Raw genomic sequence first — 14,764 nt, forward strand, 5'->3', positions numbered from 1 at the left:
TGTCGTGTTTCATGCGGTTGATGCCGGCACCGTCCGGGTCGCAGCTCATTCCTGGCCGGGTCACGGGGTGCCCTGGCCGGACCGGCATGATCCGGTCGGTATTGATGCCTGGCTTCGAGCGACCTGGAAGGTCGGCTTGGTGGATACGGTCTGGGTGGCGAGCCCTGGGTTCGTTGACCGTGTGGAGGCGGCTCTCGCTGGCGGGACCTTGGACGCTGCCCGGGGGTGGCGGTTGGTGTTGGCGTTGGCGCGGTACCTGGTGCGCGCTCAGCGACGGGCGACGCCGTTCGGGTTGTTCTCGGGTGTGGCGACGCTGCGCTTCGGCACGGTGGCTGCGGTGACGCCCTCGGAGCGGTCGGCGGTCCGCGTACGGCCGGACGCGGAGTGGTTCGCGTCGCTGGTCGCGCGGCTTGAGGCCGATCCGGACGTACGCTGCGGCTTGTACGTCCAGGCGAACAACCTGGTGCGGGTGTCTGGGCTTCGGATCCTCGTGGAGCGCCGGCCCCACGCCTCCGCACCCAGCGGGGGGACGTCCTCGGTACGGCGTACCGAGGCGGTGCGGCTGGCGATGACCCTTGCTTCCGGGCCGATGCTCTGGGCTGAACTGGTCGACAAGATTGCCGCCAGCTATCCGGAGTTTCCGCGTGCGTCGGCTGAGGTGCTGGTTGCCTCCCTGGTCGATCAGGGTGTGTTGATCTCTGCTCTCCGGCCGCCATCTACCTGCACAGACCCGCTCAAGCACGTCCTGGACCAGCTTGACACCGTCCCGCAAACCAGAGGTGGGCAGACGGTTCAGGAGCTTCGTTCGCTGCACGGCCGTCTCGGTGCCACCACAGGCCGGGCGACGGACTTTCGTGGGCTGGCCGCTCGGATGCGGGAGTTGGCGGTGGGTCGGCAGCCGTTGGCGGTGGATCTTCGGCTCGGGGATCAGGTCGTCGTGCCGCATCAGGTGGCCACGGAAATCATCGCGGCGGTGGAGGTGCTGCGGCGGCTGACGTCGCATCCGGCGGGTCGGTCGGAGTGGCGTGGATACCATGCTCGGTTTGTCAATCGGTACGGGATGGCGTCGGTGGTGCCGCTTGCCGAGGTGGTCGATCCGGTGGCTGGCCTGGGTTACCCGGAGCACTTCGGGGACGTCGATTCCCCGGCGGTGGCGCCGTTGTCCCGTCGGGATGAGCGCTTGTTGGCGTTGGCGCAGCAGGCGGTGATCGACGGTGTCCGTGAGATGGTCCTCGATGATGCGGCGGTGTGGGCGCTCGCCGGCCCAGATCATGATGAGGGCCTTGTCAGTCCGCATGTCGACGTGTCGGCGGAGGTGCGCGCGGTGTCGTTGCGCGCGCTGGAGGAAGGTCGGTTCGTGGTCGCGGTGACGGGTATGGGCCGGTCGGCGATGGCGACGGGTGGACGCTTCCTCGACATGCTGCCGTATGCCGAGCGGGAACGGATGCGTGGGGAGTTCGCGCGCCTTCCGGTCGCGGTGGAAGGGGCCATGCCCGCGCAGGTGAGCTTCCCGCCGCGCAGGCTGCATGCCCAGAACGTGCTCAGTTCCCCGCAGGTACTTCCGTGGCTGGTCAGCATGGCCGAGCACCGCCCTGTTGCCGGCGACGTGATTGGCCTCGACGACCTCGGCGTGGCTGCTGACGTCGATCGGTTGGTCCTGGTGTCGATTTCGCGGCGTCGAGTGGTCGAGCCCACCGTGGCGCACGCCGCCGCCGTGCACACCATGCCACTGCTCGGCCGGTTCCTCGTCGAGCTACCGCGAGCATTGGACGCCCGGCTCAAGCCGTTCGACTGGGGCGCGGCGTCCTGTCTGCCGTTTCGGCCCACCCTGCGGTACGGCCGGGTTCTCCTGTCCGCGGCGCGTTGGCGGGTCGACCCGGCTCGGCTGCCCGGCGCCGACGCCAGCGACGGGGAATGGTCGGCGGCGTGGGAGACGCTGCGGGAGAGGCTGCGGCTGCCGAGGTGGGTGCAGGTAGGCAACGGCGACCAGCGACTCCGGCTCGACCTCGATCAGGTTATGGACCGGTCGCTGCTGCGCGCCCACCTCGACACCAGCAACGCGGCGGTCACCGTCGCTGAGGCGGCGGGGCCGGAGGACTACGGGTGGCTGTCCAGCCGAGCGCACGAGATCGTCGTACCAGTCGCCTCCACCGCCGCTCCGGCTGCGGCGCCGGCCGCAGTCGCTACCCGTGGCTCGTGGCCGCCTCCTGCTGCCGCCGACTCGGTTCTGCCCGGGGCGAGCGGGTTGCTGTCCGGATCGCTCGCCGTCGAGCCGTCGATGGTGGAGTTGGTGTTGCGGCGCGGGCTGCCAGCGCTGTTCGCCGACTGGCCTCAGCCGCCGATGTGGTGGTTCATCCGCATGCGCCGTCCGTTCGCGCACCTACGGCTTCGGCTGCACACCGACAACTACGGTGACGCGGCGGTCAGAGTCGGCCGGTGGGCTGTCGCGCTTCGGCGGCAGAGACTCGCGGGTGATCTGCGCTTGGACACCTACCGACCCGAGACCGGCCGGTACGGCGACGGCCAGGCGATGTCCGCAGCCGAGGAGTTGTTCGCCGCGGACTCCCGCGCCGCGGTGGTCCAGATGGCGGCCAAGGACGACTCTCAGCTCAACCAGCAGGCGCTGACCGCCGCGAGCATGATCGACCTGGCCGCTGCGATGCTCGGCAGCCGCACCGACGGCTGCGAGTGGCTCGTCGCCCGGCCGGAACACCCCGGGCAGGCGCCGATCGACCAGGGCGTCCTACGCCAGGCGGTCATCCTGGATCCGACGTCGGTGCCTGGCCCGGTCCAGCGCGCATGGCAGGAGCGATCCCGGGCTGCGGCGCGGTACGCCGATGCGTTGTCCGCCTCCGGCAGCCCGCTGACTCCGACAGCGGTACTTACGTCGCTGATGCACCTGCACTTCGTTCGCGCGCACGGTCCGGACGAAGCCGCCGAGCAGGTCACGTATCGGCTCGCCCGCCACATCGCGCTGGCGGCGGTCCGTCGCCGCGTTCGCACCACAGGAGCTTCCCGATGACCGTCACCCTGCTTGCCACGCCGCTGCTACGAGCGGCGGAGACGATGGCCTCCTGCATCACCGACACCCTGACCGAGCCCCCGCCCGCACATCCCGCCGGTGTCGACTACGGGCCGTGCAGCACGCGCTGGTACGGCCAATCGCTGTCCAAAGGGGCCGCCGGGATGGCGATCCTGCACGGGGTGCGCGCGCAGACGGGTCACGGTGGATGGGAACCGGTCCGTGCGTGGCTGCGCCGCGCAAGCGAGGAGACGCTGAACAACGGCACCGGAGCCGGGCTGTGGTTCGGTGCACCCGCTGTCACCCACGCACTGACCACGGCCATGCCACACGCCCGGCCGGCCGCCCTGGACGCCCTGGATCACGCCGTCGCGGAACTGACCGAGCGTCGGCTCGCCGCTGCCGAGGCACGCCTCGCGGTAGCCGCCCGGCCCTCACTGTCGGAGTTCGACCTCGTACGCGGGCTGACCGGCCTGGGAGCCCACCTGCTGCGCCGCTTCCCTGACAGCGACGTGCTGCGCCGGGTGCTGGCGTACCTGGTGCGGCTCACCGAGCCGGTCGACGCCGACGACGAAGCAGGCCGGCTCGCACCGGGTTGGTGGAGCGCGGACCCACCCGATGACGAGAATCCTGAGCGGGGCGGACATGCCAACGTCGGCATGGCGCACGGCATCACCGGTCCCCTGGCCCTGCTGGCTCTGGCTATGCGGCAGGACATCCGGGTGCCGGGACAGACCGAGGCGATCGGCCGGATCTGCTCGTGGCTGGACAGGTGGCAGCAGGCGAGCCCGGCGGGCCCCTGGTGGCCCGAGAAGATCACTGTCGCGGAGATGCACGCCGGGCAGCCCGCCGTGAACGGCCCGGCGCGGCCATCCTGGTGCTACGGCACCCCGGGTATCGCCCGCGCCCAGCAGCTCGCCGGGCTCGCCCTCGGCGAGCCCGGCCGGTGGCAGGCGGCAGAAGACGCGCTGGCCCGCTGTCTGGCCGACCCCGTCCAGCTCAGCCGGATCATCGACCCGGCGCTGTGCCACGGCTGGGCAGGACTCGCCGCCACCCTCTGGTACGCCGCCGCCGACGCCCGCGACACCAGCCTGCCCGCCGCCGTGCCCCACCTGATGCGCCTGCTGGTCCAACACGCCACCAACCCCACCTCCGCATCATCTGGCCTGATCTCTGGCCCCGCCGGCATCGCCCTCACTCTGCACACCTTCACTACCGGCACCGATATCCACTGGTCCACGAGCCTGCTGATCAACTAGACGAGGAGAGCGTCATGGACCTCGATCCCGAGTCCGACACCAAGCCGCCACCGGATGCAGGGCCGGTCAGCCGGTGGCGCCAGGTGAACCTGACCTTCGCCGACTGGCGAACGGCTGAGGAGTACGCCACGGCTCGGCTTGCCCCCGCGCTCGCCGCCGCCGAGGACGACGGTGTGATCAGTGCGTTCTGGTTCGTCCGCAAGTCCGAGACGTGGCGACTGCGGCTGCTGCCCGGCGGTCGGCTCCCCCGGGTCTACGCATTGCTTGCCGGCATCACTGCGGACGACCGGATCCGCGATGTCGCCGAGCCCTTCTACCTGCCCGAGGCGTACGCTTTCGGCGGCGACCACGCGATGACGATCGCCCACACCCTCTTCCACGCCGACAGCCGCCACATCCTCGGCCACCTCGCCGCCGGTGGCGACCACCGACGAGAGCTTGGCGTGCTGCTCGCCACCCGCCTCACGCGCGCCGCCGGCCTGGAATTCTCCGAACAAGGCGATGTCTGGCGGCATATCGCCACCCGCCGGCACCAACCTCACGCGCCCGCGCCGAGACCCGGGCTGATCGCCGCCGTGCAGCGTTTGGTCACCGCCAGCGACGACACGCCGCGCAGCCCGTTGAGCGCCGCTCCTTCATGGCCGAGGGCGCACGAGCAGGCTGGCCGAGACCTCGGGTTCCTCGACCGGCACGGCACACTGACCCGCGACCTGCGCGGCGTGCTGACCCACCACGTCCTGTTCCTGTTCAACCGGCTCGGTATCTCGGCTACCGATACCTGGCTCCTGGCCACAGCTGCCGTACACGTCACCTTCCACACGTCCGACATCCCACCCGGCTACCACTCCGCCGGGACGACCGACAGTAGGGTCAAAGCGGTGAATACGTCCCAAACTGAAGCTGAAGGCCCCAATGCAGCCGCGCTGCGCGAACAGCTCGTCGCCACCCTCAAGCAGCGCGGCCATATCGGCTCCGACTCCGTCGAGCAGGCATTCCGGACGGTGCCCCGCGAGCGGTTCCTCCCCGGCGTCGACCTGGAAACCGTCTACACTCGCCGCCAGATCGTCACCAAACGCGACCCCAACGGCGCCGCGCTGTCGTCGGCATCAAGCCCAAGCCTCGTCGCGGACATGCTCGAACAACTCGACCCGCAACCCGGAGACCACGTCCTGGAGATCGGCGCGGCCACCGGCATCAACGCCGCCCTCCTCGCCGAGCTGACCAGCCCTGGCGGCACGGTCACTACGATCGAGCTCGATCAGGACCTCGCCGATGGCGCCCGCGCCGGCCTCGACCGCGCCGGCTACGACACAGTCGAGGTGATCTGCGGCGACGGTGCCTTCGGCTACCCCGAGTCCGCCCCGTACGACCGTGCCATCATCACCGCTGGAGCGTGGGACATCTCCGCAGCCTGGTGGGACCAACTCGCTGACCAGGGCCGAATCGTCGTCCCGCTGCGCGTGCACGAGAGCGGCCTGACCCGATGCTTCGCCTTCGACCGCACCGGCCCCACCACACTGGTCAGCACCACGACACCGCTGGTCTGCGGGTTCGTGCCTATGCGCGGCACGGCCGAGCACGCCGACCAGCACGTCCGCTTGGACTCCGACGTGGTCCTCAAACTCGACGCCGCCGACCAACCCGACCGCGCCGCCCTCGCCCGCGCCCTCAACCACCCTCGGTACGAACGCTGGACCGGTATCCAGGTAACCGACGACGCCCCCATCGGCCACCTCGACCTGTGGCTCTTCGTAAACGCCAGCAAGCCGTTCGGCCGTCTCCGCGTGGGCGACACCGCCCGTACCAACGGACTGGGCGCCCCCGCCTACCGATGGGCCGGAGCCGCCATCTACCACGGCGGCACCATCGCCTACCTCGCCCTTCAAGAGACCGGCGACGGCCAGCACGAACTGGGCGCCATCGCCAACGGACCCGAGGCCGACAAGCTCGCCGCGGAACTGACTGACCTGCTCGACCAGTGGGACGAGGCGGGCCGTCCCAATCAGCCCACCGTCACCGCCCACCGCGCGGGAACCCGACCGGTCCAGACCGGCGACATCAGCCGACCCGACACGGTCCTCACGATCTCCTTCTGACCGCGCGTCGCCGGGGCGGGGTCCCCGCCCCGGCGACGCGATGCGAGCGGCCGGCGTGCATAGCCACCACCGCAGCCAATCGCACCCCCTCGCGCCAAGGCACGGCCTTCCGCAGCAGATGAGGACACCCATGCCCGTCGCCCCGACCATCGCCACCCGATTCCCCCTCATCGCCCGCAAACGCCCGCCAGCCAAACCGCTCGACGCACGGGTAATGCGACTCGCCGGGCTCGCCGAGACCGCCCACCGCGAACACGACCCGGAGAAGGCGTCCATGGTGTTCAACGGAGCCGCTCTCGTCGCCTCCGATTGCGCAGACGCAGAACTTGCCGACATCTGGTGCCACCGGCACGCGAACCTGTACCTCAGCCACACCCTTCTCAACGGGTACACCGCCCGGTTTGCTCTCGAACCAGTCGTCAATATCGCCCGCCTTCGCATTCGCGCCGGCGACGGAGAAAGTGCGCACCGCCTGCTCACCGACCTCTACCAGGCGGTTGTCAACAGCGACCCCATTGTCATTGACCGACTGGAGATACATCCTCGACAGCTCCCTGCGGAGGCCAAGGAACGCGAACAGATCGCCAACTGGCTCCGTAACGTCCTGCTCTCCGATGGAACCCGCGCCCTCGCCATCGCCGGCCGGTGGGCCGACGCCATGACGCATGTCCAACGGTACGACGGAATCGGGGCCACTCTGCGCGACGGGCGACAGGTCGCCGTCGTGGCCCACCTCATCGACGGCAACACCCCCTCAGCTACCGCCGTCCTCAACCGGACCACGATCGAGCACCCGTGGGAGGAACTAGTACGCGATCTCCTATATACCTGGAGATCAGCCACCCTCGGCGATCGAAGCCGAACCGACCACTTAGAATTGATCGGCCGAGCATCAAATATGGCGCTAGGTTCCGGACTCTCCGTATTTCGCACCCGACTAGTCCTCACCATCCTCGACCTCTCCCCCGCCCTTTCCGCAACCGTTGCAGCCAGCCTGATCGATCGTCTGGCCACAGAGGTGATCCAGGAACAGGACGCCAACGCGGCGCGTGATCTCCTCAACCACCCAGCCGTTGGTCCCGAACACCACGGCTTGCTACGGCAGATGATCAGCGCAAGCGGCCTCGGCCTTGGACAACTTCCGGAATCGGTCCGCCGCGCTCTCTCGTCGGCACTCGACCTGGCCGCAACCGTGATACGCAACACCCAAACCAACCGTTGAATCCCGTTTCCGAGAAGACTGCGGACGTGACGCATATATCGCTAGGGCGCTATTGAAGTTCGAGGCCAATCACGAAATGCCGAGGTTCCTTGTCGACTTCACGCCCTGCACGACGGTAAGGCTCGTGGCGGCAGCCAGGCGCTCACGGCCTTCCGCTGGTAGGGCGACGGGCGGGAGGCCGGGGACCTCCCCACGAGGCGACTCCAGGCCGGGCGCGTTTTGTCACATGCGCCCGATATTGTCGCCGCGCATCCGCATCCCCACCGACGCCCGCTCACGGAGGTCAACCCATGGCTGGTTCCGCGCTCGACACCGTCTCTGCGGATGAAGCCCGCGCCCGGCTCGCCGACCAACTCCTCGCCGACCGGAGGATCACCTCGCCAGCGGTGGAGGCAGCGTTTCGCCGGGTGCCGCGACATCTGTTCGCGACCGACGGCGTCAGCATCAACGCCGCGTACGCCGACGACGTCGTCATCACCAGACGCGGCCCGGACGGGCGCGCGACGAGTTCGATCTCCGCGCCGTGGCTCCAAGCCTACATGCTGGAGCAAGCCAGGCTGCGGCCCGGCGCCCGGGTCCTTGAAGTCGGCTCCGGCGGCTACAACGCCGCGCTGATCGCCGACGTCGTCGGCCCCGAAGGCAAGGTCGTCACCCTCGACATCGACACCGACATCATCGACCGCGCCCGCATCGGCTTGGACCGTGCCGGCTACCGGCAAGTGACGGTGGTACACGGCGACGGCGAGTACGCACACCAGCCCAGTGCCCCGTATGACGCCATCATCGTCACCGTGGAGACACCGGACCTTCCACCGGCCTGGCTCGACCAACTCGCCCCGGCCGGTGTTCTCATCGTGCCGCTGCGGATGCGCGGCATGACCCGGTGCCTCACCCTACGACACCACGAGGATCATCTTCTCGCCACTGCGGCACTGCAATGCGGGTTCGTGCCGATGCAGGGAAACGGACGCAATCCCACCCGCCGCCTGGGCCTGCGCGGCGACGACGTCGTCGTGATCCTGGACGACACCACCACCGAGGTGAACCTGGACGCACTCGCCTCGGCGCTGCACTCGCCGCGGCTGGAGGCATGGTCGCCGGTCACCATCACGATGAGGGAAGGCTCTTCTTTCGAGTCGCTGCACCTGTGGCTGGCCAGCCAACCCCGGCCCTTCGGCGCTCTCGCCGTAGATCGCGAGCGCGCCGCCGGCCTGGTAGACCCTCAAGACCGGTTCGTCTGCCCGACCCTGCTCACCGCCGACAGCTTCGCCCACCTCGCGATGCGGAAGCTCGACGACACCACCTGGCAGTTCGGCGCCCACGGCTTCGGATCCGATGCCGACACCCTCACCGCCGACATGGTCGACCTCATCACGGTCTGGGATCACGACCACCGGCATGGCCCCGGTCCGAAGATCACCGTGCACCCCACCGGCACACACCCGCCTAAACCAGATAGACCCCAGCTGCTCGTAACCCGCCGCCACGCCACGATTACCGTCACCTGGCCCGTCTCGGGGGAGCCGCGATGACCGCCGGCCCGTCGCGCATCGAACGGTTCCCCCCGCAGTTTACTGGGAGAGTCGGATATCAGAGGGTGCGCAATGCTGCGGCTGTCGGGATACATGCCCAACTTGCACGGGTAGGTCCAGACGAACGTGCACAGCGTCGCGCAGACGGACGACGGGACGACCGGTGCACGTCCGCATCAACCTCCGCGAGGGAACCAGCGGACTCAGCGAGACTCACAGGAACGGGTCGGCGACCGTCGTAACGATCCGTCACCAGCGACTCGGCATCGACCACGTGGCGTATCCGCTTCTGCAGCCGATGACAGTGCCTCGTAATTTACCGAGCCGTCGCCTTCCGGAGTTCGTTCAGCCACTCGATGCCGAGCCTGTGGCCGTCGGGGAATTGGTCGCGATCCCCGGGCCACGTAGTGATCATCGCCAGCATGAGGGTTCGGCAATCTCGGAATAGGTGGTGATCGACGCCCGGATAGAGGTCGCCGACCTCGTCGGGTGCGTGGGCCAGGTCGAACTCGATCGGCCCCCGGCAGCACGTCTCGAAGTCGATGAAGAGCAGGCCGACCGGGGTCGAGAGGAGGTTGCCCGGGTGAGGTTCGCCGTGCAGGAGCTGTTCGGGCCGGCCGCTATCGCTAACCGTTCGGCGCAGGCGGTCCAACGTGCTGGCGAGAAAGACCCGGTCCCCGTCGGCCAGCTTCGGGGTCCGGTCGTGATCGGCCACGAGCGTCTGGGCCTCGGAAACCCGGTCCGTGAAGTGCGGGGTGGGCAGGTCGACCCGGCGCATTCCGGCGTGCAGACGTCGAGCGCTCTGGCTTAGTCCGCGGGTGGGATCGCTTGAGTAGTCGCCGGTTCGTAGTAGGTCCACAGGGTGACCGCGTAGTCGTCCCGGACGAAGACCTCGGGAGCTTCCCGCGCGGCCACCGGGCTCCCGATGTCTAACAGTCGCTGTGCGATATCCACTTCAAGCTGGGCGCACTCGAGTCGCAGCGTGCCGCGGCCGAAGCCACCGCCCGCCTCGTCCTCGACGCCGGCAAACCCGGCGGAGAAGTCCGGCGTCAGATCAGCCGCAGTCGGAAAAGTCCGCGAGAGCCTGTCGTGCTTACGCAGCAGGAGGCTGCGGGTGGAAGACAGCCGCGGTGGAAGCCGTCCCAGCCCGCAGGCGGGTTCAGGGCGCGGGCTTCGGATCGCCGCAGACTCGGTCGGGCACGCAAGTCCGGCGGATGGCCGTTGGAGTCGATGGGGGGTCGGGGCTGTCGGCCGTTCGTCGAGGACCAGTTGGCTGCGGCTACTCCGGCCTGATCAGTGTCAACACCGGAGAACGTGGACTGCGGTCACAGCGGGCATGGCTCGGTACGCGGGTAGGCCCGACGATCTGGCATCCGGCGCCGGGGCGGCGGATCATGTGCGTGTGGGTGGGACATGCCCGGGTCGGTCTGCTGCGGCCGTGACGTGGAACGTGAGTCCTTCGGTGCTGCTCAGCCGCATCGCGGCCCGCCCTGCCCGTGGGGACCACGCCATCACGTCGCCGCCGTGTCGGCGAGCGCGGGTGGCGACGGCGTCCAGGTCGGGTACGCCGATGACGAGTTCCCACTGCGGGGTTGGCGCGGCGCCGGCCGTCGGTGGCAGGAAGTCGGCGTGTCCGACCGGTAGGCCGAGTGCGTGCCGGTAGAAGTGTTCGGTCTGGTCCGGGCGTTCGCAGACGAGGGCCATCCGGTGGGGTCCATCGGGCAGCCCTGGTGGGAACTGCCATCCGGTGAACTCGCGGGGTTGCCAGAGGGAGAATGCCGCGCCGACCGGGTCGAGCATGGTGGACATACGTCCCTGGTCGGCGGCGTCGAACGGGGCGAGCACGAGTTGTGCGCCATGCGCCGCCGCCTGGGCCGTGCAGCGGTCGACGTCGTCGACCGACAGGTAGAAGGCGACGTGGGCGGGGAGGCCGGGCGGGTAGATCGGTGTCGAGAGGTCACTCACGCTGCCGATCCAGTGACCGCCGTAGCGGATTTTCGTGGCGCGGCGCCAGTCGGTTTCGTCGACGGCGAAGCGCCAGTCCAGCACGGACGAGAAGAAGTCCGCAGTGGCCGGGATGTCGCGGGTCTTGATGTCCATCCAGCAGAACTCGCCGGATGCTCCCAGGCCGGTCGTCTCGGTGTGGGCGGTCACGGCAGTTCCACGGTGAGGCTGGGAGGGATGGCGTCGAAGGCTTCCGCCACCCGGCGGGCCAGGACGTCGCGTCCGCCGGGCCATTGGCGGCCCTCGTAGCCGCGTCCGGCGATCCAGTTGCGGGCTCCGCACCGCCAGGCGCTGAGGGCGAGTTCGCCGAGCAGCCGTAGACGTACGTCGTACCGGCCGTCGGCGTCGAGGCGTTTCTCGAGGACCTCGACCAGCCGGGTCTGCACCTTGATGGAGGACAGGATGCTGTGGTCGCGCAGCACCGGGTTTCCGGCGGCGAGGCGGCGGGTGGCGAGGAACCGGCGTTCCCAGTTGTCGTCCATGCTCTCGATGGCGGCGATCAGGGACGTCCGCAGCGTCTGCAAGGCTGGTCCGCGGCCAGTGCCATGGGCGAAGTGGGTGGTGTAGGCGTCCCACAGCTCGCCCTCGGCGGCCATCGCCACGTCTTCCTTGCTCGGGTAGTAGCGGAAGAACGTGCTGCGGGCGATCTCGGCGTGCGCGGCGAGTTCCTCAAGTGTCACCCGGTCGAACCCACGCTCACTGAACAGCGTGAGCGCGGCGTCGGCCAACAGCCGGCGGGTGCGCTGCTTTTTGCGCTGTCGCAAGGGCAGGGCGTCGTCGGGAGTAGGGGACGTGGCTGCCACGAGACGAGCCTAGCAAAACAGACCTGAGAGCGGAATGACACTGGAGCCGGTTCGACACTCATGGCAAACTGGTACTCAGTCTCATTTCACTGCCGGGCGTTCCCCGGGGATCCGGCTGCTCCGTACCGACGCACTGAAAGGTGCCCGGCATGACCACTTACTCCGTCCGCACGCATCCTCGTGGGTCAGAACCGGAGAGGACCGGCAACCTCGGCCGCCCGCGAGGCATCCTGGTGCCGGCATGACGTCACCTCTGGTAGGCGGACGTCCGCGAGCGGTCCTGTCGGTGCTGTTGCTGGCCTCCACCCTCGGGGTGATGGGCGGGGCGACGATCGCTCCGATCATCGAGGTCATCCGGCAGAACCTCGGGATAAGCGGCACCGCGGCCGGGCTCATCCTCACCTCGCACAGCCTGGCCATCGCCCTGGTCAGCCCACTGGCCGGCAAGGCCACCGACCACTACGGGCCCCGAATCCCACTGGCCGTCGGGCTGGTCCTGTACGGCCTCGGCGGCGCGGCCGGAATGTTCACCACCTCCCTACCGGCACTGCTCGCCTCCCGGCTGGTACTCGGCACCGGCGCGGCGGCGGTGTTCACCTGCTCCACCGTCGCCATGCTCGCCCTCTACCGAGGGCCGGAGCGGGATCGGGTGATGGGCTGGCGCACCACCGCGACCAGCGCCGGCGGGTTCGCTTATCCACTGCTGGCCGGCGCGCTCGGACACCTGTCCTGGCACGCCCCGTTCGCCATCTACCTCATCGGCGTACCCCTGGGTCTGGCCGCCCTGCTGGCCCTGCCGAACCCCGCCGCCGACCCGCATGCCACGACCGGGCCGCGCCGCCGTGGACGGGGTGAGGCGTTCCGCCTGCTCCGGGCCCGGCCACTGCTACTGGGGCTCTGCGCGATCTGGGTCGCCACCGCCGGACTGATGATGGTGCTCGCGGTGTTCCTCCCTCGCCGGCTGGACCAGCTCGGCATCCAGGACACGCTCCTGGTGGCGCTCTACGGCGTGGTCCTCTCCTCGGCGACCGCCAGCCTGGCCGGTCTGGCCTACCCCCGGCTGCGGACCCGTCTCTCCTACCCGTCCCTGCTGCGGGTCTCGGCGCTGGCCTGGACCGCCGCGTTCGTCGTCTTCGCCTTCGCCGGTCACCCACTGCTCCTGCTGCTGGTACCGATCCTGACCGGGATCGGCATCGGCATCGCCATGCCGACGCTGACCGTCCTGATCGACCACGCCGCCCCACCCGAACAGCGCGGGGTGGCGACCTCACTTCAGGCCACCGCCCTGTTCGGCGGCCAGTTCGCCTCGCCGCTGGTCTTCGGCCCCCTGATCGAGGCCACCTCCGTCACCACCGGCGCGCTGATCGCGGCGGCCGGCACCACCGGCATGGTGTTGGCGCTGCTCCGACTACGCGTCCCAGAGCCTGACCCGATCGACGAGCCGACGGCGCCGGACACCGTGGCCGTGGCCCGCGACAGCGGATAGTCGACGCTGGCCGGCGCCACCTCCACGCCAGCAAGGCGAGGAAGGCCGTCCACAAACGACAGCGTCCGACCCACCTCTTACGGAAGGGTAGGCTGCGAGACATGTGCCCGTCACCCCTCGCGACGGCCCCAGCGGCAAGGGGAAACCGATCGACATCCTGGGATGGCTCCTGGTCGCGGTACGGCGCTGGTACGTCTCAGTACCTGGCCTGTTGGCGACGATCGGCGCGGTCGCGCTGACCGGCGCAATGATGCAGCCGGAGTACAAGATGTCGGCGACGGTGCTGCTCGTGCCGCCGACCGCCAAGATCCCGAAACCGGTGGCGGGACGCCCGCCCGAACCAGGCAACCCGTGGCTGACGGTCGGCGAGGCCGGCATGGCCCGGGCCGTCGCCGTGGCGGTCTCCGCTGCGCAGGTCCGCGAGCGCGTACGCCTGGCCGGCGGAGACCCGGACTATGAGATCAGCCAGGTGGACCGGGGCGCCATCCTGACCGTCGACGTCGCCGCACGCTCCTCGGACGAGGCGATCCGCACCGCTGCGGCGGTGATTGGGCTGATCGATGAGGAGGTCGCGGGCAGGCAACGGCCGCACCAGCCTGGCCCTGGCGAAGCGATCGGCGTGGAGGTACTCGACGAGGGCGGCGTCGACGCCTCCCGGATGTCGATCCTGCGAACGCAGCTGATCGTCGCCGGCACCGGGCTGGCGGTGTCGATGATCGCGGCCGCCGCCTACGGCACGATCGCCCGGCGGGCACGCGCCCGTGCCGGGAACACTCGTCGACCCACCGGCCGGATGGCCGTCGACACAACGAAGTGACCCTGTGCGGGTCATCACCGTCAGCCCATCATCTGGTTGCGTAGCAGGTCCTTCGCCTGCTGGGCGCGGTCGCGGTCGTCCGCCTGCACCTGCATGAAGAACTGTGCCGCCGCATCATCGCCACTGCTGCGGGCGTCGTCGATGTACTGCTGCAGCGTGTCGGCCTCCTGCAAGGTGTGATACAGCAGGCTGATCACGTTGTACTGCACGTCATGGGTCGCGGTCACGCTGGCGGTCATCATTTCTCCTCTCACCCGGTCGTCCCTGCGTCCGTCAGCTACCCGTTGCCGAGATCTTCAAATGTCCCGGCCACCTCTTTCCGGGAACAGTCGGTACGCCGACTGACCGTCACAGGCCGGGCCTCGGGGCGACGAGCGCCCAGCGAAGCAAGGAAAGGCGGACGCATGGCGGTCCTTGATCACGGCACCTCCATGCCGGCCGCCGTCCACCCGGCGGCGACACGCGACACACACCTGGGCTACCAGGGCGCTGCCCGAGCGGTCAGACCCACAGGGCTGGGCAG

The 14,764-nt window shown here is 69.3% G+C and carries 11 protein-coding genes; 7 read left to right on the forward strand and 4 right to left on the reverse strand.

Features of this window, described 5'->3' with window-relative positions; all coding sequences use genetic code 11:
• Nucleotides 1-4 precede the first annotated feature (4 nt).
• The 5 genes from KIF24_RS24555 to fxlM (KIF24_RS24575) all read left to right on the forward strand — a co-directional run bounded on the left by KIF24_RS24555 (nt 5) and on the right by fxlM (KIF24_RS24575) (nt 9,131).
• The gene (locus tag KIF24_RS24555; protein WP_221086050.1) at nt 5-3,022 is read left to right on the forward strand and encodes a lantibiotic dehydratase; all 3,018 of its coding nucleotides are present in this window, start codon (nt 5-7) and stop codon (nt 3,020-3,022) included.
• Entirely contained in the window at nt 3,019-4,281 is a 1,263-nt protein-coding gene (locus KIF24_RS24560) for a lanthionine synthetase C family protein (protein WP_221086051.1), read from the forward strand. The genes KIF24_RS24555 and KIF24_RS24560 overlap by 4 nt, the downstream gene beginning before the upstream one ends.
• A gap of 14 nt (nt 4,282-4,295) precedes the next feature.
• Nucleotides 4,296-6,377, forward strand: a complete 2,082-nt coding sequence (gene fxlM / locus KIF24_RS24565) for a methyltransferase, FxLD system (protein ID WP_221086052.1) — start codon at nt 4,296-4,298, stop codon at nt 6,375-6,377.
• 130 nt (nt 6,378-6,507) lie between these two features.
• The gene (locus KIF24_RS24570; protein WP_230415869.1) at nt 6,508-7,599 is read left to right on the forward strand and encodes a hypothetical protein; all 1,092 of its coding nucleotides are present in this window, start codon (nt 6,508-6,510) and stop codon (nt 7,597-7,599) included.
• A gap of 290 nt (nt 7,600-7,889) precedes the next feature.
• Nucleotides 7,890-9,131, forward strand: a complete 1,242-nt coding sequence (gene fxlM / locus KIF24_RS24575; RefSeq protein WP_221086054.1) for a methyltransferase, FxLD system — start codon at nt 7,890-7,892, stop codon at nt 9,129-9,131.
• A 316-nt stretch (nt 9,132-9,447) separates the two neighbouring features.
• Here fxlM (KIF24_RS24575) and KIF24_RS24580 read toward each other — a convergent pair whose 3' ends face one another.
• The 3 genes from KIF24_RS24580 to KIF24_RS24590 form a co-directional block, all read right to left on the reverse strand.
• Nucleotides 9,448-9,909 (reverse strand): phosphotransferase family protein, encoded by a 462-nt coding sequence (locus KIF24_RS24580; RefSeq protein WP_221086055.1) that lies wholly within the window; start codon nt 9,907-9,909, stop codon nt 9,448-9,450.
• Between the two features lie 614 nt (nt 9,910-10,523).
• Nucleotides 10,524-11,285 carry a VOC family protein gene (locus KIF24_RS24585; protein ID WP_221086056.1) on the reverse strand — a complete coding sequence of 254 codons (762 nt, stop codon included), beginning with the start codon at nt 11,283-11,285 and terminating at the stop codon, nt 10,524-10,526.
• Nucleotides 11,282-11,938 carry a TetR/AcrR family transcriptional regulator gene (locus KIF24_RS24590; RefSeq protein ID WP_221086057.1) on the reverse strand — a complete coding sequence of 219 codons (657 nt, stop codon included), beginning with the start codon at nt 11,936-11,938 and terminating at the stop codon, nt 11,282-11,284. Before KIF24_RS24590 ends, KIF24_RS24585 begins: the two co-directional genes overlap by 4 nt.
• Before the next feature lie 241 nt (nt 11,939-12,179).
• Between KIF24_RS24590 and KIF24_RS24595 the strand changes: the two genes are divergently transcribed.
• Together KIF24_RS24595 and KIF24_RS24600 are read left to right on the forward strand one after the other, a co-directional pair.
• Entirely contained in the window at nt 12,180-13,424 is a 1,245-nt protein-coding gene (locus KIF24_RS24595) for an MFS transporter (protein WP_221086058.1), read from the forward strand.
• Between the two features lie 103 nt (nt 13,425-13,527).
• Nucleotides 13,528-14,241 carry a hypothetical protein gene (locus tag KIF24_RS24600; protein ID WP_221086059.1) on the forward strand — a complete coding sequence of 238 codons (714 nt, stop codon included), beginning with the start codon at nt 13,528-13,530 and terminating at the stop codon, nt 14,239-14,241.
• Nucleotides 14,242-14,261: 20 nt separating this feature from the next.
• Here KIF24_RS24600 and KIF24_RS24605 read toward each other — a convergent pair whose 3' ends face one another.
• On the reverse strand, nt 14,262-14,480 hold the full coding sequence (locus KIF24_RS24605) for a hypothetical protein (protein WP_221086060.1): 219 nt from the start codon (nt 14,478-14,480) through the stop codon (nt 14,262-14,264).
• Between the last annotated feature and the right edge of the window lie 284 nt (nt 14,481-14,764).

The organism is Micromonospora tarapacensis (assembly GCF_019697375.1).
Lineage (GTDB): Bacteria > Actinomycetota > Actinomycetes > Mycobacteriales > Micromonosporaceae > Micromonospora > Micromonospora tarapacensis.

What these genes read in the sequence shown, in the direction of transcription:
- KIF24_RS24560 (WP_221086051.1), top strand. Translation starts at nt 3,019, where the DNA reads ATGACCGTCACCCTGCTTGCCACGCCGCTGCTACGAGCGGCGGAGACG.
- KIF24_RS24605 (WP_221086060.1), bottom strand. Translation starts at nt 14,480, where the DNA reads ATGACCGCCAGCGTGACCGCGACCCATGACGTGCAGTACAACGTGATC.
- KIF24_RS24595 (WP_221086058.1), top strand. Translation starts at nt 12,180, where the DNA reads ATGACGTCACCTCTGGTAGGCGGACGTCCGCGAGCGGTCCTGTCGGTG.
- fxlM (WP_221086054.1), top strand. Translation starts at nt 7,890, where the DNA reads ATGGCTGGTTCCGCGCTCGACACCGTCTCTGCGGATGAAGCCCGCGCC.
- KIF24_RS24570 (WP_230415869.1), top strand. Translation starts at nt 6,508, where the DNA reads ATGCCCGTCGCCCCGACCATCGCCACCCGATTCCCCCTCATCGCCCGC.
- fxlM (WP_221086052.1), top strand. Translation starts at nt 4,296, where the DNA reads ATGGACCTCGATCCCGAGTCCGACACCAAGCCGCCACCGGATGCAGGG.
- KIF24_RS24580 (WP_221086055.1), bottom strand. Translation starts at nt 9,909, where the DNA reads ATGCGCCGGGTCGACCTGCCCACCCCGCACTTCACGGACCGGGTTTCC.